The organism is Bradyrhizobium sp. SOJA106, assembly GCF_059448745.1.
In genome coordinates this window covers 1,722,840-1,749,628 of record NZ_CM182549.1, presented here as the reverse complement: position 1 = coordinate 1,749,628, position 26,789 = coordinate 1,722,840, and the positions used below count along the sequence as shown (strand labels likewise).

Here is a 26,789-nt window from a genome sequence, read left to right as displayed (position 1 = left end):
GCGGTCAAGGGGCGGATCGTGGCGGAGTCATATGCGCCGGGCGCTGTTGCGTCCGAGGTGGCGCGCCGGCACGGCCTCGGGCCGCAACATCTCTTCGTTTGGCGCAAGGCCGCGCGTGCCGGTGTGCTGAGCTTGCCGGCGGAGGATGGGCCATTCTTTGTTCCGGTGGTATCGGAGCTGCACCCCGCCGCTGGGACGACCGCGGAAGCGGCAACGCGGAACGCAACAACGATCAGCATCGAGATTGGTGATGCGGTGGTTCGGGCAGCGGCCGGGGTCGATCCGGGGTGGCTGCGCGACGTGCTGCGGGCCGTGAGGGCGACGACATGATCGCGGCTTCGGCGGGCGTAAGGATCATGATCGCGACGCGGCCGGTGGACTTCCGTAAAGGTGCGGATGGTCTGGCCGCGCTGGTGCGCGAGCAACTTCATGATGATCCATTCGCGAAAACGATTTTCGTCTTCCGTTCAAAGCGCGCGGATCGTTTGAAGATTTTTGCCTGGGACGGGTCCGGGCTCGTGCTGCTGTGGAAGCGGCTGGAGCATAGCGCGTTCCGCTGGCCACCGATCAGCGATGGCGTGATGCGTTTGTCTGCCTCACAGCTCACCGCGCTGATGGACGGCCTGGACTGGTCGCGCCTGCATGCCCGCGACATTGCTCAGCCGAGCGCAACGTCATAAACCCTGTGACCAATTGGATCACGTTGGCTGCAATATTCCACAACGGCCCACGAATCAGCTTGAGTGCCGGGCGTGAGCGAGACTACGGATCAGCTTCCGACCGATATTGAGGCGCTGCAGGCGCTGGTTGCCGCGGCACGCGCGGAGCGCGACGCTGCGATCGCAAAGTGCGACACTGCGATCGCCGAACGCGACCAGGCGCCGTCGCAAATGGATCGCCTTCAGCATCTCTTGCGCCAGCTGCAACGCGCGCAGTTCGGTCGCCGCTCGGAGAAGCTCGATCCTGAGCAGTTGCAGCTGGCGATCGAAGACATCGAGCAGGCCATTGCCAGCGACGAGGCGGCTCAGGACCGGAAAGACACGGCAGGCGCACGCCAGCGCGCTGAACGGCGTCGCGCCAGCCGTGGTGCGCTTCCGGCCCATCACGATTGCCCCGGAAGTGACCTGCTGCCCGTGCTGCCGCGCGCCTCTGCATGTGATCGGTGAGGAGACCTCACGGCGGCTCGACGTCGTCCCGGCGCAGTTCCGCGTGATCGTCACCCACCGTCCCAAATACGCCTGTCGGGCCTGCACAGATGGCGTGGTTCAGGGCGCCGGCACCGGAGCGACTGATCAAGGGCGGCTTGCCGACCGAGGCGATGGTCGCCCATGTGCTGGTCGCCAAATATGCCTGGCACCTGCCGCTCTATCGGCAGGCTCAGATGCTGCTGGCGCAGGGCATCGACATCAAGCGCTCGGTTCTGGCGTTCTGGGTCGGCTATGCGGCCGCGGAGCTTCGTCCGCTCTGGCTCAGGCTGCGCGAGACCATTCTGACCGCGCGCAACATCGCGGTCGACGAGACCACAGCGCCAGTGCTCAATCCCGGCCGCGGCCGCACCAAGAAGGGCTTCTTCTGGGCGATCGCACGCGACGATCGGCCGTGGGACGGAGCCGATCCGCCGGTAGTGGCCTACACTTACGCGCCCGGTCGCGGCGCCGTCCACGCGCTGAAGCTGCTCGACGGTTATCGCGGCATCGTGCAATGCGACGGCTATACCGTCTACAAGACCATTGCCAACACCGCGCCTGACGCGGCGATCACGCTCGCCTTCTGCTGGGCTCATCTGCGGCGGCGCTTCTTCGACGTTGTCCAGGACGGTCCTGCCCCGATCGCCAGTGAAGCTCTCGAGCGTATCGCCGCTCTCTATGCCGTCGAGAAGACGATCAGGGGCCGCAGCGCCGATGAGCGCCGTGCCGTCCGCCAGGAGCGCAGCAAGCCGCAGGTCGCGGCGCTCAAGGCCTGGTTCGAGCAGCAACTCACCCGCGTCTCGGGCAAAGCGACAATCGCCGAGCACATCCGTTACGCTTTGAACCACTGGGGTGGCCTGACGCGATTCCTCGACGACGGCCGCATCGAGCTCGACACAAATATTGTCGAGCGGAGCATCCGTCCTCTTGTCCTTAATCGCAAGAATGCGCTGTTCGCTGGGCATGATGAGGGCGCGGAGAATTGGGCCTGCATCGCTTCGCTGATCGAGACCTGCAAGCTCTGCGGCGTCGAGCCGCAGGCCTATTTGACCAACGTCCTCACCAGACTCGTCAACCTCTGGCCGGCCTCGCGTCTGGACGAACTCATGCCCTGGGCGTGGAGCGCCGAGCAAGCTAACAGCCTCGCCGCTTGATGAACTCGCTTCCTGGATCGCGACCGATCCAGCCGGCTCCATCGCCACCGGCTCTGTGCCTTCCGGCATCTTCAAAAACCCGTCGCGCACCGCCTTGCGCCAGGCCGCCAAATGCTGCGGCGACAGATCATGGCGCCGCGCGACGTCCGAGACGATCGCGCCCGGCACAAAGGATTCCGAGACAATCCGTCTCTTGACCTCGTCGCTCCAGCGCCGCCGGACCCGTAGCTGCGATGCGTCGACAACACGCTCGATCATCTATGCAAACCGTCCTCTTCAAGACGGAACTCATTTTGCCTATCTGCTCAACAGCAACGAGGTGCGGGAGACACGCCGCTTACGGCATGACCGTTCATGTCTTACTTTACTCGCCTTCCGACCTGCTCCCGCACGCGGAAGAATTACCAACTCTCGCCCAACATCCACATGGGAGGAAATCGAGTTCCATCGCCTTTGAATATTTCACCCTTTCTCTTCGTATTGATTGAGATTGGCAGGAATTGAGTGCAGCGACTTACAACAAGCGAGGATGATTTTTGGCACTTCTTCCCCTAGTGATGAAATTTAGAACCGATGATCCTGACACCACGAGCCTGGCAGGCGGCAGGAAAGCGCCATCAACCGCCCTCGACGGGAAGACAGAGTCTAGGCGCTTGTTTGGAATGGAGACTTGAATTGCCGCAATCGGCGCGCCCTGCGGTCGAGGCGCACCTTTGAACGACGCGACGAAGAGCAGACGAGAGGCGTGCAACAGCGCCAGATCCTCGGATGTCAAATTGAACTCGATGACATTTGATCGTAGAGACTGCTGAGCAAGCTGCCGCGCCGCTCGTACCTCGTGCTATGGATCGATGGGTGACATCACGGCCTCGGTCGCGGTGTAAGCTCGTGAAATAAGCTTGTAACAACTGCATGCAGCTTGCTCGAGGCACGCGCGTTCCTCAATCCGCAACACGCCACGAGTTTTGCGAATTAATCCTTGTTCTTCGAAACGGATTAGAGTCTCCGTGACCCCGGCGCGGCGCAATGCCAAGACGGTAGAGAGGTAATCATGCGTAACCGGAAGCACATCAGCATCAAGTGCATCACTTGCCAAACATAGCCAGCATGCGAGCCGTTTCTCTCGATCGTGCCGTACGGCACACAGTCCACTCTGAGCACAATGCAAGCTTAGTGCATGGACGTACCGAAGAAGATGTTCTCGGATTTCAGAGTGCTCGCGCATCACGCGTCGCAGATCTTCAACGCGAATTCTGTGCGCAGTTCCCGGGAAGAGCACAACAGATTGATGCGTCGCAAGGTGCGGTCCGAATAAGAGCGAGGCGCCGATAGCTCCGCCGCGTCCTATCACCGCTGTTTCAAGAACGCTGCCCGAGGAGACAATCCTGAGGGAAACAAGTCCCGACTCTAGAAAATAGACGTAATCGAGCGGCCTTTTGGGTTCTTGCAGCACCATGCGTTCTTTTAGAACGACCGGGTCAAGGAATTCCCCTATCGCCGCGAGATCCTGAAGGGAAATTCTCGCCAGAATTTCGTTTTTAAGAAAGCGCGTTCTGGGGCGGACTGCACCGGACCACTGAAGCATCCGATGGGCATCGGAGGTCCGCGTGATTGCTGCAGCGCTGGGGATTTCAAGCGCTTCGCCGACGGCGGGTACGTGCTCGGTCATGCTGCGGTCGGCCTTTCCCCAAGACGATTCTGCTGGGTCAAACACCTTCACGAACTGTTTATTCTTATTTTAGCAATGCGTCGTCGCCGATTCGTGCAATGAGCCCCCATTCGGCGACTAAATCCTGCGATGGAACGGCCCTCATCGTTTCATTCCGGCGAGCCCTCACATTGCGCATACCTGCACTCCTATGCTGCGGCACCGTGTTGAAAGTCGGCAGCTCTGGGCACATCCGATACCGGGACCGTCCACATGCAGCGGCGAATGTGAACGCTGCCGGTAGCAACTGGGTTGTGGTCAACGTATCAAACCGTCTTCCCTGCGGCCGCTGGGCAGTCCCCCCTGGTGGGACGTGGCGCGCGTCCATCCGTTTCCCTCTAGTGGCGAGACAATGTATGTCGGCCTGCGCGCGCGATTACTTGACAAGGTCAGGTAGAAGGCTCTAGCCGTCAGTCAGGTCGAGCGATTTCCGCGCGAATGACGTGGTTTTCGCTACAAATATGCCAGTCTGTACAGCACGACGGCAGGACTGCTCTCGGCGCGAAACGCTAGCACCATCCGCTTAGACGACTGTAGCCGTTGCCGCTCAATGCGCTCTAGATGATCAAGGCGCGCCCTCATTTCGCAGGATTTGTTCGATCGCCGGCCGATTGTTGCAGCCATCGCTCCCTCAATACACTTCAATTTTCGATTGTTTGCTGATGATGTGTGTAGACGTGAATGCCTCCGAAAAAGGGTTTTCAGATGCTCCGTCGGCAAACGAGTTCCTGCAATCCGACAATCTCCGAAAAGGGAGCCTCCGTCATGATGTCGCTTTCCGGTCTCAAGCGCCGCATCGATGAGGGCAAACTCTCGCCGGATGCTGCGCTCTTGCAGTCACTCGCGGCCATCGAGGCGCACGAAAAGAACCTCGGCGCCTTTGTCTGCAACGCGAAGAACCCGCGGGCCGGAGATGAGGGGCCTCTGCGCGGCATTGCTGTCGGCATCAAGGACCTCATCGATACCTCGGATCTTCTCACGGAATGGGCTCGTCGATCTATAAGGTTGGCAGCCGCGAGCAGATGCTTCAGTGGTGATGCTGCTTAAGAGCGCGGGTGCAACCATCGTCGGCAAGACCACAACGTGTGCTTTTGCCGGGCACGACCCCACTGTCACACTCAATCCGCACAATCATAATCAAACACCGGCGGCTCCTCGGCAGGCTCAGCGGCGGCTGTGGCCGCGGGCATGATTCCACTCGCGGTAGGCACGCAAACCGCTGGCTCGGTGATCCGCCCCGCTTCCTTCTGTGGCGTGGCGGCAATCAAACCGTCTTATCGGCTGCTGCCGACCGTCGGTGTAAAATGTTATTCTTGGACGCTCGATACAATCGAGCTGTTTGCGGCCAGCGCGGAGTGGCTACGCATTGGCGTAGTTATGCAGGATTTTGCCGGCCTAGCGGAAGCAGACTCCGAAACGGCATTACGGAAAGCGACTTCAGCGGCGCAGCGCGCCGGCGCCGACGTCCAGATCCTCGAGCTACCCGCTATCTTTGCGGAAACTTGGCAGGTTCAATCTAACATCTGGGACTTCGAGCTGCACCGCGCTCTCGTCTGGGAATACCAGACGCATCACGACGCGATTGCACCGAAGCTGCGTGCCAGGATGGATGACACCGCGGACATTCCGCGAACGGCTTACAGTGCGCCGTCGCACATCGCAAACAACGCGCGCGCGCCATTCGACAGTGCACTATCCGATCTCGACGTGATCCTGACCTATTCCGCGCCTGGCACGGCACCGAGGGGTTTGGATTCGACCGGTGGCGCGCGCTTCAACAGTCTCTGGATAGAGGAGCGCCATGCGTCAACGTGCCTGCTCATATTGCAGAGAACCACTTGCCTGTCGGAGTGCGAATCATCGCGCGTCGGCGAGGATGCCAAAGGACTCGCCGCCGGGAGATTCCTCGAAAGCGCGTTGCGCCGCTGAAGTTCATTTCGGATCCGAACTTTGGCTCTGACGCAATCTCTACGTAGCTCTATTTTGCAGCAGTGCGCTTTCCGGTGGCACAGTTTCAGCGGCCACGGGGTTTACGCGCGTGCGCTGCCGTTCAGCTCTTTATCAAGGCGCGGTCAGTTGGCGCCGTTCGCCATCCTCGCTTCATGATTGCCGACAGGCCAGGAGGTGTGCTGATCGTACCCCCGGCAGGTCGCGCTCAGCGCCGTATCGGCTAAGTCCGTCAAGAAGCAAATCGCCAGGCAAGTCTGACTACCTCATGGATAGGCTTGCTGAGTGTAACCGTCGCGCCGGATCGGGGGTCCGCTAACCACCGCGCTGCCGGCTGGCTATTCCGCGCAGTACGCGATGTTTGATAAATTCGATCCGGATGGCAGCACTTCCTCCGCCGGCTGAAAGATCAGGGCAACAGATCCCTTGAACTTAAGCGTAGAGGCAAGATACTTTGCGGCGCCCAGCAGCATAGCTGTGTGTCCGTCATGGCCGCACCCGTGCATTTTTCCAGGCTTTTTCGACGACCATGGCTTGTTTGACTCTTCGAGAATCGCGAGAGCGTCCATGTCCGCTCTCAAGCCGATAGTCGGGCCTTCTCCGCCCTCGCCCTGTATCAACGCTACGATACCGGTCTCAGCTACGAACCCCGCGGTGTTGTGTAGCTGGTAGTCGAGCTCGGGGTTCTGGTGGAGATATCGCCGCCACGCGGTTGCCTCGCTCTGCAATTCCCGGAACACTTCAACGCTGCGCATAGACTGCCGACCTCCCAATCATTCCCAAAATAGAGGCGCTTGCTCTGTTATATCTAGCCAGCAGGCACTCGCTTCGCATTAGACGCCTGAACTGCTTTCCATCGAGAACCACGGGAACGCGGTAGCCATGCGCTACAGTCCACGCGACGGCAAGATGCCCGCGCTTACTCTGCTTGTCTTTCGCGCGTTTTGTTGCTCGATCACTGGAAAGTGGCAACCTCGGGTAAACTTTATCGAGCGTCAGATCCTAATTTGACCAATATGATGGGCAAACCAGCAGTAATCCTGCGCTTGGCGCGCAATGCGCGATGCTTTTAGCGTCATTGACCAAGCACATGTGGCGATCGGAGATCGTCGTCGACGCCTTCGCGGTTACTTCGATCGCCCTCATCTCCCTCGTTAGCTGCGGGTTCATATGCCAGTACGAACCGGATCCGGCCAACTTCCGGCACCACTCTGTCCATCTAAGCCGAGGGCTTGGATCGCAGTAAAGCTTCGCAACCGCCGGAGAGGACGCAGCGTCCCTGCGAGCGGGGTTGCCAGATTAGTCGTATCCGACTCGGTATGCCAGCTATTCGGAGCCTTGCGAGATGCCATCGCGAGTCTCCCGCTGCTTTAATCCTGGATCGGCTTGCTTGACCGCGGGGCTGGCCAGGCACCGGGCCAACTGATCGCCGGAGCGGCGTCGGGCTGTAGGCGGACTAATCAACAGAAAATGGAAGAACGGGCGCATCATGCTTGTGGTTACGAGACTCTCGCCGCATCGCGACGAACAATCCGGGCGTTTGGCTGGCATCGGCCTGATGCTCCTGGCAGTATTCGTGTTCTCCTGTGGCGATGCGATCGGAAAACTGATCGTCTCAACCTATTCGGTTGGTCAGTTGCTGTGGTTGCGAGCATGCACCGCACTCCTCGTGCTCGCTCCCATGATCTGGCGCAATAAGGAGAATTTCACAAAGCTCGAGCGGCCGGGCCTCCAATTTCTTCGTGTTGCACTTTCAACGACCGAAGTCGCCTCGTTCTTTCTCGCAACTGTATATCTGCCGCTAGCCGACGTCGTGACCTATTATCTCGCGTGTCCGATTTTCGTGACCGCCTTGTCAGCGATCGTGCTGCGAGAGCAGGTCGGTTGGCGGCGCTGGAGTGCTATTCTAGTCGGCTTTGCCGGCGTCCTGATCGCACTCGCCCCCTCAGCACAGAGCTTCAGCTGGCCGGGACTGATCGCTCTCTGCGGAAGCCTTTCTTTTGCCGGGTTGATGCTGATCACACGGCGGTTGAGAGGGACGCCCGATGTCGTGATCGTCACCTCGCAATTTGTCGGGACGTTCCTCCTGGGCGCGGTGCTCGCTCCTATCAGCTGGGTAGCTCCGACGCCGCGAAGCCTCCTGCTATTCGCCGCGGCAGGGATGATCTCAGTCTGCGCGCTCTTGTGCGTGAGCCGCTCGCTGAAGCTCGCGCCGGCGAGCGCTGTGGTACCTTATCAGTATTCCCAGATCTTCTGGGCCGTGATCTTCGGTTTTGCCGTTTTCGGGGATGTGCCATCGGTGGCAACGCTTGCGGGCGCTGCCATCATCACCGCGGCAGGGCTCTACATTTTTCTACGTGAGCGAAAGCTTGGCCGCGCGGAGCCGGCCGTGGGGACGCCGGGATGAGGACCGGCTCCTCTCTCAGGTAGCCGAGGGTGCCTCCAACCGCTGGGCCGGCCGTCAAATAGCCGCCCTGAGGGCCGAAAAAGAAGACCCAAGTCTTTGAAGGCCGCGCAAAACGTCTCGAATGCGTGGGGTACGCGCGCCGGTACGAACAGGAAGTCGCCCGGGCCAAACGGCACGCGGGTCCACTCCGCGGCGGAACACGCCGGTGCCTGCCACTACAATATAGATCTCGTCGTGTTCGTATGGCTGCTGGGTGTCGGTCCCGCGCAGCGCGGACAGCCGGACCGAGAAGTCAGCGCGCCTGAATAGACCGCGAACAGCTCCGTTCGCCCGTTCAGGAGCCCGGCTGCTTCCATGAACGGTACGCGCAGCGGATCGTCGAACTCAGGGCACATCGAGGACCACCTTTACGATCAGAAACGCCCGATCAACCAATCTGTCGCGCGCCTCATCCACTGGTAAGCGGCGCATAGCCTCGGAGAGCCAAAAGACACGGAGATGGCTATTGCCTACGATAATCTTCCTATCTTTCGAGTTCGGCCGTCAGCTCCGGAACCGCCTGGTACAGATCGGCGACCAGGCCGTAATCGGCCACCTGGAAGATCGGAGCGTCCTCGTCCTTGTTGATCGCGACGATCACCTTGGAGTCCTTCATGCCGGCCAGATGCTGGATCGCGCCGGAAATGCCGACCGCGACGTAAAGCTCGGGGGCCACGACCTTGCCGGTCTGGCCAACCTGCCAGTCGTTCGGCGCATAGCCGGCGTCGACCGCCGCACGGGAAGCACCGACGCCGGCGCCGAGCTTGTCGGCCAGCGGCTCGATGTACTTGGCGAAGTTCTCACGGCTCTGCATGGCACGGCCACCGGAGACGATGATCTTGGCCGAGGTCAGCTCCGGTCGGTCGCTCTTGGCGACTTCCTCGCCGATGAAGGTCGACAGGCCGGGATCGGCCGCCGCCTGAACGCTCTCAACCGGCGCGCTGCCGCCTTCGCCCGCCGCGGCGAAGGTGGAGGTGCGGACCGTGATGACCTTCTTGGCGTCCTTCGACTTCACGGTCTGGATGGCGTTGCCGGCATAGATCGGACGCTCAAAGGTGTCGGGCGCGACCACCTTGATGATCTCCGAGACCTGCATGACGTCGAGCAGGGCTGCGACGCGCGGCATCACGTTCTTGAAGCGCGAGGTCGCGGGCGCGACGATCGCGTCATAGGACGGGGCCAGCGAGACGATCAGCGCGGCCAGCGGCTCGGCGAGATCGTGCGCATAGGTCTCGCCATCGGCGAGCAGCACCTTCTTGACGCCGGCGAGCTTGGCAGCGGCGTCCGCGGCCGCCTTGGCGTTCTGGCCTGCCACCAGCACCTCGACATCCGCGCCGAGCGCGGCAGCCGCGGTCAGGGCCTTATTGCTTGCATCCTTCAACGACGCATTGTCGTGTTCGGCAATCAGAAGCGTCGTCATCAGAGCACCCCGGCTTCGTTCTTGAGTTTCGATACCAGCTCGGCGACGTCCTTGACCTTGACGCCCGCCTTGCGGCCTGCCGGTTCAGTCGTCTTGAGAACCTCGAGACGCGCGGTGACGTCGACGCCGTAATCGGCGACGGCCTTCTCCGCGATCGGCTTCTTCTTCGCCTTCATGATGTTGGGCAGCGAGGCATAACGCGGCTCGTTGAGACGAAGGTCGGTCGTGACGATCGCCGGTCCCTTCAGCTTCACGGTCTGCAGCCCGCCGTCGACTTCGCGGGTGACCTTGAAATCCGAACCTTCGACCTCGAGCTTCGAGGCGAAGGTCGCCTGCGACCAGCCGAGCAGCGCGGCCAGCATCTGGCCGGTCTGGTTGCTGTCGTCGTCGATCGCCTGCTTGCCGAGGATGATCAGGCCCGGCTGCTCTTCTTCAGCAACCTTCTTGAGGATCTTGGCGACGGCGAGCGGCTCGACATTGCCCTCGACCTTGACCAGGATGCCGCGATCGGCGCCCATGGCGAGACCGGTACGGATCGTCTCCGACGCCTGCGCCGGTCCGATGGAGACCACCACGACTTCGGTCGCCTTACCGCCTTCCTTCAGGCGCAGCGCTTCCTCGACCGCGATCTCGTCGAACGGGTTCATGGACATTTTGACGTTGGCGAGCTCAACGCCCGATCCATCGCCCTTGACGCGGACCTTGACGTTGTAATCGACCACCCGCTTTACCGGAACTACAACCTTCATCGATCCTCTTTCACTTTGAATCTGCTTGATGAGAAGGATTTGCTAGCTGCTCTTACGATGAGCGCCTACGCGCTTAGGACTGCGTCTCACGCGCCCGCTGGAACTCTGCTCCTGCGAGTCGGTCCTGCTCAGGCACCGAAGACTACAGTTTTTCTTCCATTCAGCACCACCCGATCCTCGAGATGATGTCGTACGGCTCGGGCGAGTACGCGGCGTTCTATGTCGCGACCTTTGCGGACGAGATCCTCCGGCGTGTCGCGATGTGAGATCCGCTCAACATCCTGCTCGATAATGGGGCCCTCATCGAGATCGGAGGTCACATAATGTGCTGTCGCGCCGATCAGCTTGACCCCCCGCTCGTGGGCCTGATGGTACGGCTTGGCCCCCTTGAAGCCTGGCAAGAAAGAGTGATGGATATTAATGCAGCGCCCGGACAACTTGGCGGAGAAACCGTCCGATAGAATCTGCATATATCGCGCAAGGACCACGACGTCTGTATGGGTTTCTTGCACAAGCTCCCAAATGCGCGTTTCTTGTTCCATTTTTGTCTGCTTGGTGACGGGTAGGTGGTGAAATGGGAGGTCGACTAAATCGGTCGAAGACAGATGCTCGCGAGCGTGGTTGGAAACGATACCCGTTAATTCCATCGGCAGTTCGCCAATGCGCCAGCGATAGAGTAGATCGGCCAGGCAATGATCGAATTTTGAGACCAGCAGCATCACACGCTTTTTTGCGGAGCTCTGTCGCAAAGTAAACCTCATCGCGAGTCGGTCCGCGAGCTCCGCAATTGATGCACTGATTTCCGGCTCTGATTTCGCTTGCTCACCGCGATCGAAGACGACGCGCATAAAAAATTGACCTGTCTCCGTATCGTCGAACTGCTGTGCGTCAAGTATGTTGCAGCCGGCCTCGAACAGACGACTTGAGACAGCCGAAACAATGCCTGGGCGGTCAGGGCAGGACAACACGAGGATCATCGAACGATCAGACATGACAAACACGCCCAGCGGCGGCCCTTCGTAAGCGGAGTTAAGAAGCGACGATAGTGATCATTCCCTGGAGCGTGCTACCAGCAGCTCCGGCGCAATGAGGTCTTCGGCTTTCCGCCACTCGCCCTTCACGCGCGTGCGGTTCAAATCGTAGAAGGGACGAAGAGATGCGATCGCTGCGTGCCTTTCGCCCGCGATCTCGATCTCAAAGTTTCCCTGAGCCAGCCATTCGGCACTCACCCCGCTTTCGGAATGCAGATAGCCCATGCCAACGCCGCAGCCAAGCGTATGGCCGAAGCCCGCGGACCGCAGATAGCCGACGAGCGATCCATTGCGCCAGACGGGCTCAGTTCCGAACATGAGCGGCACCGCCCTCGGGGCAGCTAGTTGAACAAGACGCCGGCGTGGAACTTGCGGGCGCTGGGTCTCGAGGACGGCCCGTCCGATGAAATCCTCGTCCTTTTTCCAGGCGATTGTGAACCCCAATCCCGACTCGAGCGGCGAGTCTTCATCACTGACGTCCGAGCCCCAATCTCGGTAACCCGCCTCCAGGCGCAACGTATTCAGGGCCACGTAGCCGGCGTGGTGCAGATCGAGATCGCGGCCCGCCGCGATAAGCGCATCGTAGATACCCAGTGCCTGCTCGACAGGAATGTGCAGCTCCCATCCGAGCTCTCCGACGAACGTCATGCGGAACGCAAAGGCAAGGCCATAGCCAATCTCGATTTCCTGGGCCGTCGCGAAAGGAAATGCTGCATCGGAAAAATCTGCAGGACTCACGCGCATGAGCAACTCGCGCGATCGCGGCCCCATGACTGAGAGGCACGCGTATCCCGACGAGACGTCGGCAACGGAGACGTGACCTGAACCTCTGGCATGCGTTCGCAGCCATGCGAGATCCCGGATGCGCTGCACGGCCGCAGTAACCACCAGAAACTCGTCGTCTCCCGTTCGTGCGATTGTGACGTCGGACTCCATGCCGCCTCGCTGGTTGAGCCATGGCGTGTACACGATGCGGCCTACGGGAACGTCGACGTTGTTGGTCGACAGGCGTTGAAGCAAGGCGAGGGCATCGCGCCCCTGCACCAGCAGATGCGCGAAGGACGTCTGATCAAACAGTGTGACCCCAGACCGGGTGGCCTCGTGTTCCGCACGGCTTGCCCTAAACCAATCGTCGCGACCAAATGTGCCATGAGTGCTGGTCGGCGCCCCAGGCGCACCAAACCATTGCGCCCTTTCCCATCCCGCTGCCTCGCCGAAGTTCGCGCCCGCCGCCGCAAGCCGATCGTGCAGCGGTGATACGCGCACGTTCCGCGCCGTCTTGGGAGACTTGTGAGGCCAATGCAGGGCCCAAAGATTACCAACAGCCTCACCGGTTCGATCGCGCAGATATCGGCGATTGCGTTGGAACGGCATGGCTCGCCGCACGTCCATTTCCCAATAGTCACTGGCGGGGACGGCCGTCGACATCCACTCGGCCATCACTTTGCCAGCCCCACCAGAAGATTCGATGCCGCACGAATTGAACCCCGCAGCGACATAGAGGTTCGCGATGTCCGGTGCAGGTCCTAACAGGAACCGATTATCAGGCGTAAAACTCTCCGGCCCATTGAAGTTTAGTTGCAGTCCAACGTTCTCCAGCGCTGGCATGCGCCGCATGGCATTGATGAGATAAGGCTCGATGTGCTCAAAATCATCTGGGAGGGAATCAAAGCTGAAATCGTGCGGAATTCCATCCATGCCCCAGGGTTTGCCACGGGTCTCGAAAAACCCGACCAGCAATTTGCCTGCGTCTGGCTTTGCGTAGAAATGCGCATCCATATCGCGAATGGTCGGAAGATCAGAAGGCAAATCGGCGATCACTTGTGTCACCACATAAAAATGCTCTGCCGCTTGCAGCGGCACCGTCCAATTGAGCTCGGCAGCCACGGTCCGTGTCCACATTCCCGTGCAGATGACGACCTTCTCGGCGCGCACGACGCCTTCCGTGGTCTCGACGCCGGCGACGCGCCCCTTTTCGACAATGATGCGGGTCACTGGAGTGCGCTCCAGGATTTTGGCTCCGCCCTGCCGAGCTCCGGCCGCGAAAGCGCGTGCCGTATCCACCGGGCTGGTCATGCCATCGGAGGGGATCCATGCAGCGCCAATGACATCGGCCACATCGAGCAAAGGCACACGTCGTTTGGCTTCGGCAGCGTCGATCATCTCGACCTCAAGACCAAAGGAGCGCCCCATTGACGCGCCTCGCCTCAACTCCTCAAGTCGCGCAGGCGTGGCCGCGATGGTGATAGACCCGGATTGCCGGAAGCCTGTGGACTGCCCCGTCAGGCTTTCAAGCTCATGGAACAACCCCGCGGTGTACTGGGCCAACTTCGCCATGTTCTCGTTGGCTCGAAGCTGAGTTACCAATCCCGCCGCGTGCCATGTGGTGCCGCAGGTGAGTTGGTCGCGCTCAAGCAGGAGAACGTCGCGATGCCCAAGGCGCGTAAGATGAAAAGCAGTCGATAGACCGATGACGCCACCGCCGACGATGACGTATTCCGCATGGGAGGGCAGCTTGCTTTGCATTCGAGGACTCAAAAATGACTGGCAGGGGGATAAGCGAGATGCAGACCTGGATCACGCCATGAATGTCGGTGCGTTCGAGTTGGCGTCAAGTTCGTTTGGCTGAACACGCGCCCACCATCGGGCAGTGCGATGCAGGATGACAGCAGCAGCGCCTTGCCAACCCTGATCAGGATGTTGAGTAGCGAGATTGGTGGGTTGGCGCGCCACTCTACACTCGACATTGGCACCGTTTCCGCTGCGGATACGATGAGCTATTCGCGCAGAACGGGGCACCCTGGCGTCGTTTTTGCGCCCGAGGTCGTTGACCACCGCATCATGCGCGACGTGTACGGAAGCATACAAATTTCGATCCCCTCCTACGCCGCTCGTTCCGTAACGTCGTCAGCCGGAAGCTTTATGCCCTGGCATATTATCGGCGGGCTGATCTGAATTTGTTTAATATCGCGGCTGCCAGCGCCGAAATACTGCACTCAATCTCCAAAGCTTAAAGGTTTTAAGTGCTCAATTGCGATGCCCAGGTGGAAATATAGAAACGGTCCGGGTCGTGCGGCCGCGCGCATTTCCTGCTTGTAGCATGGCGCGAAGCACGGGCTCTCGACATCCAGAAAAAGTCGATGGGCGCTCCGTGCTAAGAAATGAGGGACGCAGCCCTCATGCGTGCAGCTTCTGCAATTCCTTCAGGATCGCTTCGCCCATCTGCGTGGTCGAGGCGGCGGTCGTGCCCTCCGACTTGATGTCGGCGGTGCGCAGGCCGCTCGCCAGCACCGCGGCGATCGCGGCGTCGACCTTGTCGGCGAGATCGCCCATATCGAAGGAATAGCGCAGCGCCATGCCGAAGGACGAGATCATCGCAATGGGATTGGCGAGGCCCTTGCCGGCGATGTCTGGCGCCGATCCGTGCACGGGCTCGTACAGCGCCTTGCGCTTCTTGCTCTTGACGTCGACTTCGCCGAGCGAGGCCGAGGGCAGCATGCCGAGCGAGCCGGTCAGCATCGCCGCGATATCGGACAGCATGTCGCCGAACAGATTGTCGGTGACGATGACGTCGAACTGCTTCGGCCACTTCACCAGCATCATGCCGCCGGAATCGGCGAGCTGATGCTCGAGCGTGACGTCGGGATATTCGCGCTTGTGGACCTGGGTCATGACCTCGTTCCAGAGCACGCCCGACTTCATGACGTTGCGCTTCTCCATCGAGGTCACCTTGTTCTTGCGCTTCCGGGCAAGCTCGAAGGCGACGCGGCCGATGCGCTCGATCTCATAGGTGTCGTAGACCTGGGTGTCGACGGCGCGCTTCTGGCCGTTGCCGAGATCGGTGATGGTCTTGGGCTCGCCGAAATAGACGCCGCCCGTAAGCTCGCGCACGATCATGATGTCGAGCCCTTCAACGGCTTCGCGCTTCAGGGTCGAGACGTTCGTAAGCGCCGGATAGCACACGGCGGGACGCAGATTGGCGAAAAGGGCGAGATCCTTGCGCAGCCGCAACAGGCCGGCTTCGGGGCGCACCTCGTAAGGTACGGCATCCCATTTCGGGCCACCGACCGCGCCGAAAATGACCACATCTGCGTCCTGCACCTTGGCCATGTCGCCTTCGGAGATCGAGACTTTGTGCGCGTCGTAGGCGGCGCCGCCGACGAGCCCCGTATCGGTCTCGAACTTCGCAATGCCTGCCGCGTTGAGCCAGTCGATCAGCCGCTTCACCTCGCCCATCACCTCCGGGCCGATACCGTCACCGGGGAGTAGCAAAAGTCTGTGGGTCGTCATAATCTGGTCCTTGTGTAAGCTGGAGTGCTAGAAAGATTTTTGCCCGGAGCAAGACGCGTCGTTTTGATCTTGCCAGATTGAGACAACAGGCACGGGAGTGACTTAGATCGACGGGCCGGCGGCCGCAGCCATCGTAGGCCGGCAAGCTCATTAAAATCAGGTCAAGCGTGGTCACATACCTGCCGATTCGGCTATTTGACCGCTGTGCGCGCGATTGTTTTCGATTGCAAAATGCGAAGCGTTGTTGGTGTCCAGCCACGCCGAACCGTCGATGACGAACAGTTGTCCATTCTCCTGCTTGTGAGGAACCGACCGCTACGCCGGCACTGCCGCGTCGCCGATGGGCAGCAGCACCCGTTCAACACCAAGGGCACAGCAATTGCACTAGGTATCCGCCAGATGGCGGCAACCTCCAGATGGCTTCTAACCCTCATGCTGTAGATCAACCTGAAGGATCCGGCTCGGCACGCGCGGTGGACAAACGTGGCGGTCCTCGGCACCCATCGCCAGCGACAGATTTCGTCGGGAAATTGCGGCACTTAGGGTATTCGCAAGCAAGTAAGCGACCGTCATTGGTCCGACACCGCCAGGGACCGGCGTGATATAGCTTGCGTGCTTACTCGCTTCAGCAAACGCCACATCTCCAACTATCTTGGTAGTCCCGGTCGAATCAACAGCGCGATTGATGCCGACGTCAATGACAATTGCGCCTGGCTTGAGCCAGTCGCCTCGAACCAGCCCAGCGCAACCGGCCGCAGCGATCACGATGTCGGCCCTTCGGCAAATTTCCGGCAGGTTTCTGGTCTGGAGCTGCGCACCTGTCACGGTGCATCCGGCGTCGCCGAGGAGAGTTGCGAGAGGTTTTCCGACAATGTTCGAGCGACCAACTACGACGACGTCAAGACCGTTCAAGTCACTGACAACCGTGTTGATGAGATGAACAACCCCGAGCGGAGTGCAAGGCGCAAGGGCAGGTCGACCCGCTGCCAACCTTCCGACATTGTAGGGATGAAACCCATCCACGTCCTTCGCTGGATCGATGGCCTCCAGCACGCGCCAACGGTCAATGTGCGCCGGCAACGGAAGCTGAACCAGAATACCATCGATGGAGTCGTCCGCGTTAAGCTGCTCGATCAATTCCAGCAGCTCAGCTTGACCGACATCGCTCGGCAATAAAAATTGCTTAGACTTGAAGCCTACGGCCTGCGCTTGCTTGGCTTTTGTCTTCACGTAAACGGAACTGGCAGGATCCTTTCCGACGAGCACGACGGCCAAGCCGGGGGTCACGTTGCAATTGGCCTGTAGCAGGGCCACGTCGCGCGCGACGCGAGCTCGAAGACTTTCTGCGATGACCTTTCCATCAATTCGGACAGCATTCATGATGAATTCCTGAGGGAGAGCGAGATAGGCTTGGCGAGACACGTCGTCCGACCCAATTGCGTGGAAAGAAAAGGGGTCACTTCACCAGCAACTGGGCTCCATGTCCTCTTCGTTCTCACAGTCTCGCCAGTACGCGAAACAACGATACAGCGCGCCCGGTGCGGGTCCCGTCCCAGCACCGAGCGCGCATATAGTGCTTCGCCGGATGTGCTATATGTAACCTGAATCCTTGCTTGATTGATGCGGTAAGCGGCGAATGGGCGATGAAATCCCGCGTTGCGGGCGCGCCCTCCAACGGATTCCGGCTGATTTGGGACGAACCGCGCACAGCATCGCGAGTCCGATGTGTCACCTCTTGGAGGTCAAAACGCCGCCTCAGCTTTGGCGTCCATTCCGCCGCGGGCGCGGTGAGTAAGTTCAGCTGGATTTGTGAAGTCGAGCGCGAGACTTCTCTAACGCAAGACGCGTTGCGCGGCCGCAGAGCGCCTGCCGATCATCGGACGCGCTTCATTGTGCGCAGTGCATCCCGACAACCAACTCACGTCTTCAGCTTCAGCCGCCCCATGAAATCGCGCTTGCCGAGCGGCACGCCTTTGTGGCGCAGGATGTCGTAGGCCGTGGTGGCGTGGAAGAAGAAGTTCGGCAGCGAGAACGACATCAGGAAACCCTCCACCGAGAACGGCAGCGCGCGATCGCTGAACTTGAACGTGACCTCACGGCCGATGAGGCCGTTCACGGCCTCCGGTGTCAGCGCTGCAAGTTCGTCGTGCGCGCCCTTCACCTGAGCCTGCAGGCCTGCATAGTCGATCCCGGGCGGAACTTTCGGCGGAACGAACACGCCGTTCTTCGCAGCCTCGATCGCACCACGCGAGTGATGGGTGACTGAAGCGATTTGGTAGGTCAGCGGCAGCATGTCGGGTGCAAGTCGCGCTTCGATGATCTCGGCAAGATCGACACCCACCTCGCGAAAATGCGCGGCGCCCTTCTCGAGAACACCGCCGAGCGCCCCGAGAATCTGCAGGTAGTTCGCAACACTTGCGTCGTAGAGCGTAAAGGCCATGGCACCAAACTCCTCTTTCACAGCATCTTAAAGTAGTCAATCTTAACCCACACTCTGTCTGGTCATTGGTGCCAGGTACTAAGCCGCTAGCAACCAGCTTAGCTGAGAGAGAAAGCTCCTAGTATTGAGAATGACTGACGAGACACTTACCTGGCCAGCATTCAGAGAAGGAGCAGGTTCAGGCAGCGGGCAGCGGCCTCAGCTCGAGCAACAGATCCTTCGAGTCAACCTGTGCACCAGGACCGACAAGTAGTTCGACTACGGTTCCGTCGTGCGGCGCATGCAGCACGGTCTCCATCTTCATGGCCTCAAGCGTAAACAGGACATCTCCGGCGGCGACCCTCTGGTCCTTGACGATATTGACAGTCGACACGACACCGGGCATGGGCGCGGCGATGTGGGCGGCATTGCCGCTCTCCGCCTTCCGACGCGGTTGGCCACCGGCAGCCGCAGCGCGATCAGGAACGGTGATAACCCGTGACTGGCCATTCAACTCGAAAAACAGCTCGACCTGCCCGTCATCGCGCGTCTCGCCGATCGCCGTGAGCTGTACCACGAGCGTCTTACCCCGCTCGATTTCTAGCGTCACCTCGTCGCCGATCTTCATACCATAGAAGAACACCGGCGTCGGCAGCACAGAGACTGGCCCATACTTGCGCTGAACGCCCACGAAGTCGACGAAGACCTTCGGATACATCAGATACGCGGAGAGCTCCGCTTCATCGAGCGCACGACCGCAGGCTTTCTCCGCTTCCTCGCGCCGGGCGGCCAAATTCTCATCGGGCAGGAGCGACGCAGGCCGCACCGTGATCGGGGCGATGCCCTTCAACGCCTTTTTTTGCAGCGCCGTCGGCCATCCTCCCGGCGGCTGTCCGAGATCGCCCCGGAGCATGTCCACCACGGATGCCGGAAAGGCGATGTCGCGGTCTTCGGCCATGACATCTTCTGACGTTAATCCCTGCGATACCATCAACAACGCCATATCCCCGACCACCTTGGACGAGGGAGTTACTTTGACGATGTCACCGAACATCTCGTTCGCCGCACGGTACGCTCTTGCAAGGTCGTGCCAGCGCATCTCAAGGCCCAGCGAACGGGCCTGCTCCTTCAGATTCGTGAATTGGCCGCCCGGCATTTCATGCAAGTAGACTTCCGAAGCACCACCTTTGAGATCACTCTCGAAGGCCGCATATTGGGCCCGTACTGCCTCCCAATAGAAGCTAATGCGACGGATTGCATCTGAATCCAGACCGGTGTCGCGTTCTGTGCGCGCCAGCGCTTCCACGATCGATCCAAGGGTCGGCTGCGAGGTCGTTCCGCTCAGCGCGTCCATTGCAGCGTCTACCGCATCTACCCCGGCCTCTACGGCGGCAAGAATCGTGGCTGACGCGATCCCTGAGGTGTCGTGGGTATGGAGATGGATCGGTAGGCCGACCTCCTGCTTTAGTGCGGAGATCAGGGCACGCGCCGCGGCGGGCTTTAACAGGCCTGCCATGTCCTTCAGGCCGAGAATGTGGATCCCGGTCGCTTCCAGCTCCTTGGCCAACGCGACGTAATATTTAAGGTCATATTTGCAGCGGGCGGGATCGAAGATATCGCCAGTGTAGCAGATCGCGCCCTCGGCCAGCTTTCCGCTCTCGATCACCGCGTCAATCGAGAGCCGCATATTCTCGACCCAGTTCAAGCAGTCGAAGATCCGGAACAGGTCCATGCCGGCCTTCGCGGCGCGATGGACGAAATGACGGACGACGTTGTCGGGGTAGTTAGTGTACCCAACGCCATTTGCGCCCCGGAGCAGCATCTGTGTGAGTATGTTTGGGACTCTCGCTCTGATCTCGCGCAATCGCTCCCAAGGATCTTCCGCGAGAAATCGCATTGCCACGTCAAAAGTTGCGCCCCCCCAACACTCTAGTGAGAAAAGCTGCGGCATTCCGGTTGCATAGCCGGGGGCGATCGTGACGATATCCTTCGTGCGCATCCGCGTCGCGAGCAACGACTGATGCGCATCGCGCATCGTTGTATCGGTCATTAACACGCGCTTTTCCGCCTTCATCCACTCGGCGAACGCTTTTGGACCGATCCGCTCCAAAAGCTGGCGGGTTCCAGCGGCCGGTGAATTTGAGAACTGCGGAACGCGCGGTGTCGGAGCACTGGCGGCCGGCCTTGGCCGACCCCGGGTTTCGGGATGGCCGTTCACGGTAACATCTGCGATCCAGGTCAACAGCCTGGTTGCTCGATCCTGGCGTGCACTGAAATCGAACAACGCGGGCGTGTCGTCGATGAAGCGCGTCGTATACTCGTTGGTGCGGAAGCGCGGATGGCTGATCACATTGTGCAGAAATGCGAGATTGGTCGTTACGCCGCGGATGCGATACTCTGTCAGCGCTCGCGCCATCCGGTCGATGACCTCGTCGGGAGTTGGAGCCCATGCGGTGACCTTTTCCAGCATCGGATCGTAAAATCGCGTGACCACGGCGCCGGAATAGGCCGTTCCTCCGTCAACCCGGATGCCAAATCCCATGGCGCCGCGGTAGGCGGTGATGCGTCCGTAATCGGGAATAAAGTTGTTCTCTGGATTTTCGGTCGTTATCCGGCACTGCATCGCGTGACCGAACAAGCGGATGTCAGCTTGCGGCGGAATTCCGGTCTCTGCGACCTGTCCGATGTGTCCGCCATCGGCGATCCTGATCTGCGCCTTCACGATGTCAAGGCCCGTCACCACCTCGGTCACTGTGTGCTCGACCTGAATACGCGGATTGACCTCGATGAAGTAGAATTGGCCGGTCTCGGCGTTCATTAGAAATTCGACCGTGCCGGCGCCGACATATTGTGTCGCCCCGGCAATCTTGAGCGCGGCCGCGCAGAGTGCCTCACGGCTCGTGGGATCGAGATAGGGAGCGGGGGCCCTTTCTACAATTTTCTGATTGCGCCGCTGAATCGAACAGTCGCGCTCAAACAGATGCACGACATTACCGTGGCGATCGCCCAGAATTTGTACCTCGACATGACGCGCCTGCCGCACAAGCTTCTCGAGGTAGACTTCGTCTTTGCCGAACGCCGCGCGCGCCTCCCGTTTCGCGCTCAGTACAGCTTCGACGAGGCGATCCTCACTTTCGATTGGTCGCATGCCACGACCGCCCCCGCCCCATGAGGCTTTGATCATTACTGGATAACCGATAGATCTAGCTGCGGAAATGATTCCATCAGCATCATCCGGTAAGGGCTCGCTCGCTGGCATGACCGGTACGCCACAAGAAATCGCGAGATTGCGTGCAGCGATCTTGTTACCCAGGGTGCGCATAGTCTTCGGCGACGGACCAATAAAGACGATACCCTCCCGGGCACAGGCCTCCGCGAACTCCGGACTCTCCGAGAGAAAGCCATAGCCTGGGTGAATCGCGTCGACGCCTCCTTCTTTCGCGACTCTCAGAATTTCGTCGATGGAGAGATATGCTTCGATCGGCCCCTTGCCTCTTCCGATCTGGTAGGCCTCATCGGCCTTAAACCGGTGTAGCGACAGCTTGTCCTGCTCCGCATAGACTGCGAATGTTCGCAACCCCAATTCGCTCGCGGCTCGGAAGATGCGAATCGCGATCTCCGAGCGGTTCGCAACGAGCAGTTTGGTGATGACCGTTTCTTTAGGGGAAGCAGGCTTGTTCATGGTGGGTACGCTCTCGATTAACTTTGCACTACATCGGGCTCGAGTTATCCATCCAGTCGGAATTCGCGTGAACGAAACTCTGCACTTGGGCGAGAGCCACCGAACTTCACGTGCTTCCTGTGCGGAGGCATTCGTCTACAAAAATCCAGCAGGCACGGACTCTTTGACCCAATCACGTCGTTGGCAGCCGTTGGTCCCATTTAAGGCCGAACTAACCTGTTGCAGCCCATGCGACACTTCGTGACGGCGCCACGCTTACACAATTATTTAGACCGCATTATCATGTTTTAACTGGATGATGCGTGTCATCGCTGCGAAGCGGAGACGATCAGCGCAGAAATTCAGCTGCCTTTCTTTCCCGCACGCAGAATAGGCGCGCCTCGCTTACAACGTGGCGCTGACTTCCCGACGGGTTGGGCGAAAAAATGGAGCGCACCCTACGCGAACATACAAGCATGCGGCTTGTGGTCTAAGAGCGCTGCGCTGGTTGCCTTCAGGGACCGTTGTGCGGGAGCCCCGCGACCAACTGGCTCGCTAGAAAAGGGTGGATTCAGTCGCGGTTTGTAATTCGCTGAAGGCACATTTCACCGGCTGCATTCTACTCGTGCCCGTAGGTTTGTCTCAGCGCCGCACTCATGCTCGCCTCGACGAAGCGAAAACAGTCTCCGGATGTCTCGTGCTAAAAGCGCATCAGCTTGCCCACCCTAATCGGCGGTACTCTCTATTTTCGCCTACCAAGATGTTCCTCGGAGCGCCGATACAATCCGTAAAGGATGGCTAAATCGATCGTTCCTGCCGCCACTATTTTACTTCTAGTCCTTCACGAAGAGCTTTCTTTCAAAATTCGTCAGCGTCTCAATGCCAGTTGGTGTCACTAGAACCGTCTCGCTGAGAGTGTAGTTTTCCTCTCCCTTCTTTGTACCGTCTCCAGCCCACATTCCGCAGAGAACGTGGAAACACATGCATTCTCTAAGCTCAACCTGTTCTCCTGAACGCAAGCTTGCCGTGTGATCGCGCCAGGTCGGGGGATAATTCAGCCCTAAGGAATAGCCAATGCGCGAGTGCTTTTCGAAACCTTCCCGCTCCAGAACGGCCTGCCAGGCCGCCCACACGTCGTGACACGTCACGCCCGGCTTCATAGCCGACATCGCAGCCTGAAGACCTTCCCGAACGGTATCTCCAAGTCTGACCAGACCGGCACTGGGCTTGCCGAGACTGACTGTACGGGCCAGCGCCGCGTTGTAGCGCAAATAGCAGCCCGCCAATTCGAACGCTATGCTGGTCTCGTTTGGTATAATGCCGTCCGTCCAGGGCAAATGCGGATAAGCCGCACGCGGGCCGGTGAGAACAAGCGGAACGGAGCTCGGCCATGAACCACCAAAGTGTTTAGTGCCTTGGGCCTGCGCCTGCATGATCCGCCCTGCGAGGTCATTCTCTCGCATTCCAGGGTGAAGGCATTCGATAGCCACGCTCATCACTTGGTCGACAATCTTCCCGGCCCGGCGCATGAACTCGATCTCACGCGCTGTCTTGATCGTCTTGAGCTGATTGATCAAAAGGCCGACATCCACCCACTCGGCCTCGGGAATTGCCTTTTCCAGCACGAAAAAGGCTCGAGGGCTGAAGTAGTAGGTATCGCCTTCATACCCGATCCGGCCGCTGTTCCAGCCACGCTTTTTGATCTCCTCTGCCACGGCTTCCATTGCGTGATTTGAATGCGAATCCGAATAGAAGTCGGCATAAGCGACAATATTGTCGGGCGAAAGCCACGTCGTCTGGCGTGCCCCGCCAGCATCGACGCCGCGCCCGATCCAAACCGGTTCCAGATCGTTGCCTGGCACCAGCAGAACTTGTGTGTTTTGATAGCTCCAGGAATCGAATCCTGAAATGTAGTTCATATGGGCCGGATCGATCACCACAAGCAGGGATAATCCCATCTCGGCCATCCGCCGACGCAATGCGGTCAGCCGTTCGAGATATTCCACGTTGGGAAACGCGAGCGGCATTTTGCAATTCCTTACGGGCCAGTTCGTTTCGAGCTATTCCGTCCGGATGAACGGCGGGTGCTCTCTTCGCTATTCACAATGAATGCACCAGGATGTTGTTCATGCAGCATAGATCGGCCGTTGAGATCGGCCATTACGCCCTGAAACAGGGCCATGGATGAAGGGAACAAGTTCGTTTCCAAGCAATCGGCGGATCAGATTGACGGCCAACATTTCAGCGCTCCTTCGAGGGGGGACGCCCGCCGTACGAGCAGCTTGCCGGCGCGGTCAAGCTTGACTTTGCCGTAGCTTGGAAGAGGAGACTAACTCGACGTATGTGAGCCCACAGACCTGCCCAACTCGTCCAGGAGAGCCGCTCCAGTACGTATTCCCTTGATAAAGCAGTCTATCTTAATGTTTTCGTTCGGCGCGTGATTGGCCTCGTCGGCGTTCGCATACGGCACGATGAACGAGTGCGCGCTCAGAATTTTCGTGAAGACGCAGTCCGGCAAGCTGCCGCCGAGCGAGGGATAAATGAGCGGCTCGACGCCGTGCGCAGTACGTACTGCACGCTGAACACGTTCTGAAAACGGAGAATCGAGCGGCGTCTTGGACGGCAGCATGCCTTCGAGACGAACGAGCTCGACCTCCGGCGCATGGCGTTTCACGTGCGCTTCTATTTTGGCGAGAACATCGTCAGGCGTTTGTCGATCGACGAGGCGAGCATCACATTTGACTATCGCCTCGTGCGGCAACACCGTTTTCGGACCAGGTCCTCCATAGCCGCCGTGGAATCCGTTGATGGTCAATGTTGGATGAAACATTAGCCTGTCCGCCAATGGCCGATCTGCCGGATTGTCCAGCCTTGAAAGGCCCAGCGTGCGCTTAACGTCGTCTGGATCCAGGGGTAACCGTGCTGCCGCGCGGCGCTCAAGGTCAGTTGGAGCAACGACATCACCGTAAAAGCCATCAATCGTAATCTCGCCCCCTGAATTCTTCATTGTCCCCAGCAAGTGGACCAGCGTTCAGATCGCATTGGGCACAACGCCGCCGAAGTTGCCGGAATGCACATCCTGATTGGCCGCACGAGCCCGCAACTCGAAGGATACGATCCCGCGAACCCCATGCGTAATGACCGGACGGCCCGACTCGTGCAGTAGCCCATCAGCTGTTACGACCAAATCCGCTTTGAGCAGGTCGCGGTGTGCCCGAACAAACTCTGCGATGTTTGGACTTCCGTTCTCTTCTTCTCCTTCCAGAAGAATGATCACGTTGCAAGGCAAGCGGCCATGCATCGCCAAATACGATTCCACGGCCAGAATTTGAGCGAAATGCTGTCCTTTGTTGTCTCCAGCACCGCGCGCATATATTCGCCCATCGCGAATGGTCGGCTCGAATGGCGGGCTGATCCAGGCCTCGATCGGGTCAGGTGGTTGGACGTCGTAGTGGCCGTACAGCAGGACGGTGGGCGCTCCCGGTGCACGTTCCCAGCGCCCCATCACCATCGGATGCCCGGGTGTCGGAAAACTCTGCGCTTCGAAGCCCACGCGCCGCAGCATGCTCACGAGCAGCTCGGCAACCTCGCCGAGGCCGATGTTCTGAGCACTGATACTGGGATGTCGCAGGTAATCGAGCAGACGATTGATGAATTGATCTTTGTTCACATCGATGTGCTCAAACACCTTGGACAATTCGGTACTGACGGAGTGAATGCTAGTTGGTCTCATCATCGACCATCCTGATCGTTTTGGGACTGTCTTAAGAAAAAAATGATAACCTTCGCGATACACCGAAAACACGTGTTCAAAATATCAAGTTTGCCGATACTCTTCGTGATGGCGGCAGCCGAGGATGCTTTTCGGTAGCTGTCATTGATCGGCTCGGCGTTTCGCAGACAGCAAGGGGCTCGTCCGGTCTCGACGTCCAGTGAGGCGCTACGCTGAACGTGGACGGCTTTATCTTCGTATCATCGACCATTGCGCGCTATCAAATCGCCCGATCTAGGCGCCGCTGACGAATGAGCACTTTCTGTGGGGCGAAACATCCGGGTTCTGCATCGAGCAGCGAGTTTCTCAACCCGCGGCATCTTGCAGGACTAACGAGGACTTGGACGCGCTCTCTCCTGGCCGATCGAGGCGCTAGCCGGTCTTACGTGAGGGGCTTACTTCAATCAGCATCCTTGCCAAAACGGTACAGTCAACGACCGGCAGGCCTGTTTCACGCCGTACCGCTTCCGCGGCGATCGGAAAGCCGGTGCACTCGAATACCAACGCGGCCACGCCCGGTGCGGACTTCAAGAGACGACTTGCCGCACTCAATACGTCCTCGATGAGCTCAGCTGGGTCCGCATCAGGAGCGGTTTGACTTAAGCGGTGCCAGGACTTGCTTCCTTCGATTCCCACGACAGGGACCTGTAGCTCCGCAGATGACCACCCTGCGGCGACAAAATGGTCCTCTCTTAGCTTGTTTGCATCGTAGGTGACGATTCCGACTTTGCCTCCCCGAGGAAGAGTTTTGGAGACAAACGACACGAGCAGTAGGCTGGAGAGGGCAACGGGGACTGAAACTGCCGCAGCCACCTCCGCTTGATACAAATGCGCAAAGCCACAGTTGGCTATGGTTGCCGTGACACCTTGATTTTGCAACTTGCGGGCACACTCGACATACTTGCTTGTGACCGATCTTGGTCACTCTCTGGGTAGTCGCGCCCACCACCTTTATACGCTTGCAATGTCTTTTCGACCATTTGAATCCCGCCGTTGATCCTTGAT

The 26,789-nt window shown here is 59.4% G+C and carries 19 protein-coding genes and 3 pseudogenes; 7 read left to right on the top strand and 15 right to left on the bottom strand.

Features of this window, described 5'->3' with window-relative positions:
- The first annotated feature begins 18 nt into the window (after positions 1-18).
- The 3 genes and pseudogenes from AC5V87_RS07975 (at position 19) to tnpC (ending at position 2,341) form a co-directional block, all read left to right on the top strand.
- Positions 19-330: a transposase gene (locus AC5V87_RS07975; protein WP_495370558.1), complete on the top strand. Its 312-nt coding sequence runs from the start codon at positions 19-21 to the stop codon at positions 328-330.
- Positions 327-680, top strand: coding sequence for an IS66 family insertion sequence element accessory protein TnpB (gene tnpB / locus AC5V87_RS07970; RefSeq protein ID WP_495370557.1), 354 nt, complete (start codon positions 327-329; stop codon positions 678-680). The genes AC5V87_RS07975 and tnpB overlap by 4 nt, the downstream gene beginning before the upstream one ends.
- 72 nt (positions 681-752) lie before the next feature.
- Positions 753-2,341: pseudogene (tnpC, locus tag AC5V87_RS07965) on the top strand (IS66 family transposase).
- Positions 2,342-2,437: 96 nt separating this feature from the next.
- On the opposite strand, the pseudogene AC5V87_RS07960 reads toward tnpC, so the two are convergent.
- Positions 2,438-2,599: pseudogene (locus AC5V87_RS07960) on the bottom strand (transposase); the annotation flags it as partial.
- A gap of 583 nt (positions 2,600-3,182) precedes the next feature.
- Entirely contained in the window at positions 3,183-4,061 is an 879-nt protein-coding gene (locus tag AC5V87_RS07955; RefSeq protein WP_495370556.1) for a Crp/Fnr family transcriptional regulator, read from the bottom strand.
- Positions 4,062-4,814: 753 nt separating this feature from the next.
- Here AC5V87_RS07955 and AC5V87_RS07950 point away from each other — a divergent pair.
- Both AC5V87_RS07950 and AC5V87_RS07945 read left to right on the top strand, forming a co-directional pair.
- Positions 4,815-5,096, top strand: coding sequence for a hypothetical protein (locus tag AC5V87_RS07950; RefSeq protein WP_495370555.1), 282 nt, complete (start codon positions 4,815-4,817; stop codon positions 5,094-5,096).
- A gap of 141 nt (positions 5,097-5,237) precedes the next feature.
- The gene (locus AC5V87_RS07945) at positions 5,238-5,978 is read left to right on the top strand and encodes an amidase family protein (protein ID WP_495370554.1); all 741 of its coding nucleotides are present in this window, start codon (positions 5,238-5,240) and stop codon (positions 5,976-5,978) included.
- A 407-nt stretch (positions 5,979-6,385) separates the two neighbouring features.
- On the opposite strand, the pseudogene AC5V87_RS07940 reads toward AC5V87_RS07945, so the two are convergent.
- A pseudogene (locus AC5V87_RS07940) lies at positions 6,386-6,751 on the bottom strand (M20/M25/M40 family metallo-hydrolase); the annotation flags it as partial.
- A gap of 734 nt (positions 6,752-7,485) precedes the next feature.
- On the opposite strand from AC5V87_RS07940, the gene AC5V87_RS07935 reads away from it, so the two are divergent.
- Positions 7,486-8,403 carry a DMT family transporter gene (locus AC5V87_RS07935; protein ID WP_495370553.1) on the top strand — a complete coding sequence of 306 codons (918 nt, stop codon included), beginning with the start codon at positions 7,486-7,488 and terminating at the stop codon, positions 8,401-8,403.
- A gap of 523 nt (positions 8,404-8,926) precedes the next feature.
- Here AC5V87_RS07935 and AC5V87_RS07930 read toward each other — a convergent pair.
- The 4 genes from AC5V87_RS07930 to AC5V87_RS07915 form a co-directional block, all read right to left on the bottom strand.
- Positions 8,927-9,862 (bottom strand): electron transfer flavoprotein subunit alpha/FixB family protein, encoded by a 936-nt coding sequence (locus tag AC5V87_RS07930; RefSeq protein WP_495370552.1) that lies wholly within the window; start codon positions 9,860-9,862, stop codon positions 8,927-8,929.
- The gene (locus tag AC5V87_RS07925) at positions 9,862-10,611 is read right to left on the bottom strand and encodes an electron transfer flavoprotein subunit beta/FixA family protein (RefSeq protein ID WP_495370551.1); all 750 of its coding nucleotides are present in this window, start codon (positions 10,609-10,611) and stop codon (positions 9,862-9,864) included. The genes AC5V87_RS07930 and AC5V87_RS07925 overlap by 1 nt, the downstream gene beginning before the upstream one ends.
- Before the next feature lie 128 nt (positions 10,612-10,739).
- Positions 10,740-11,603, bottom strand: a complete 864-nt coding sequence (purU, locus tag AC5V87_RS07920; RefSeq protein WP_495370550.1) for a formyltetrahydrofolate deformylase — start codon at positions 11,601-11,603, stop codon at positions 10,740-10,742.
- A gap of 57 nt (positions 11,604-11,660) precedes the next feature.
- Positions 11,661-14,168, bottom strand: a complete 2,508-nt coding sequence (locus tag AC5V87_RS07915; RefSeq protein ID WP_495370549.1) for a GcvT family protein — start codon at positions 14,166-14,168, stop codon at positions 11,661-11,663.
- Between the two features lie 129 nt (positions 14,169-14,297).
- On the opposite strand from AC5V87_RS07915, the gene AC5V87_RS07910 reads away from it, so the two are divergent.
- Positions 14,298-14,597 (top strand): hypothetical protein, encoded by a 300-nt coding sequence (locus AC5V87_RS07910; RefSeq protein ID WP_495370548.1) that lies wholly within the window; start codon positions 14,298-14,300, stop codon positions 14,595-14,597.
- Between the two features lie 222 nt (positions 14,598-14,819).
- Here the strand turns inward: AC5V87_RS07910 and leuB are convergent, their stop codons facing one another.
- From leuB to AC5V87_RS07870, 8 genes are all read right to left on the bottom strand, one after another.
- On the bottom strand, positions 14,820-15,932 hold the full coding sequence (gene leuB, locus AC5V87_RS07905) for a 3-isopropylmalate dehydrogenase (RefSeq protein WP_495370547.1): 1,113 nt from the start codon (positions 15,930-15,932) through the stop codon (positions 14,820-14,822).
- Between the two features lie 423 nt (positions 15,933-16,355).
- Positions 16,356-17,312, bottom strand: coding sequence for a bifunctional methylenetetrahydrofolate dehydrogenase/methenyltetrahydrofolate cyclohydrolase FolD (gene folD / locus AC5V87_RS07900; RefSeq protein WP_495370546.1), 957 nt, complete (start codon positions 17,310-17,312; stop codon positions 16,356-16,358).
- Between the two features lie 538 nt (positions 17,313-17,850).
- Complete coding sequence (locus tag AC5V87_RS07895) at positions 17,851-18,372, bottom strand: DUF1993 domain-containing protein (protein ID WP_495370545.1); 522 nt, start codon at positions 18,370-18,372, stop codon at positions 17,851-17,853.
- A 178-nt stretch (positions 18,373-18,550) separates the two neighbouring features.
- The gene (gene pyc / locus AC5V87_RS07890; RefSeq protein WP_495370544.1) at positions 18,551-22,033 is read right to left on the bottom strand and encodes a pyruvate carboxylase; all 3,483 of its coding nucleotides are present in this window, start codon (positions 22,031-22,033) and stop codon (positions 18,551-18,553) included.
- 812 nt (positions 22,034-22,845) lie between these two features.
- Positions 22,846-24,039: a M24 family metallopeptidase gene (locus AC5V87_RS07885; protein ID WP_495370543.1), complete on the bottom strand. Its 1,194-nt coding sequence runs from the start codon at positions 24,037-24,039 to the stop codon at positions 22,846-22,848.
- A 302-nt stretch (positions 24,040-24,341) separates the two neighbouring features.
- Positions 24,342-25,019 carry a peptidase dimerization domain-containing protein gene (locus AC5V87_RS07880; RefSeq protein ID WP_495370542.1) on the bottom strand — a complete coding sequence of 226 codons (678 nt, stop codon included), beginning with the start codon at positions 25,017-25,019 and terminating at the stop codon, positions 24,342-24,344.
- 24 nt (positions 25,020-25,043) lie between these two features.
- Positions 25,044-25,700: a M20/M25/M40 family metallo-hydrolase gene (locus AC5V87_RS07875; RefSeq protein ID WP_495371851.1), complete on the bottom strand. Its 657-nt coding sequence runs from the start codon at positions 25,698-25,700 to the stop codon at positions 25,044-25,046.
- Positions 25,701-26,156: 456 nt separating this feature from the next.
- Entirely contained in the window at positions 26,157-26,663 is a 507-nt protein-coding gene (locus AC5V87_RS07870) for an aspartate/glutamate racemase family protein (protein ID WP_495370541.1), read from the bottom strand.
- Between the last annotated feature and the right edge of the window lie 126 nt (positions 26,664-26,789).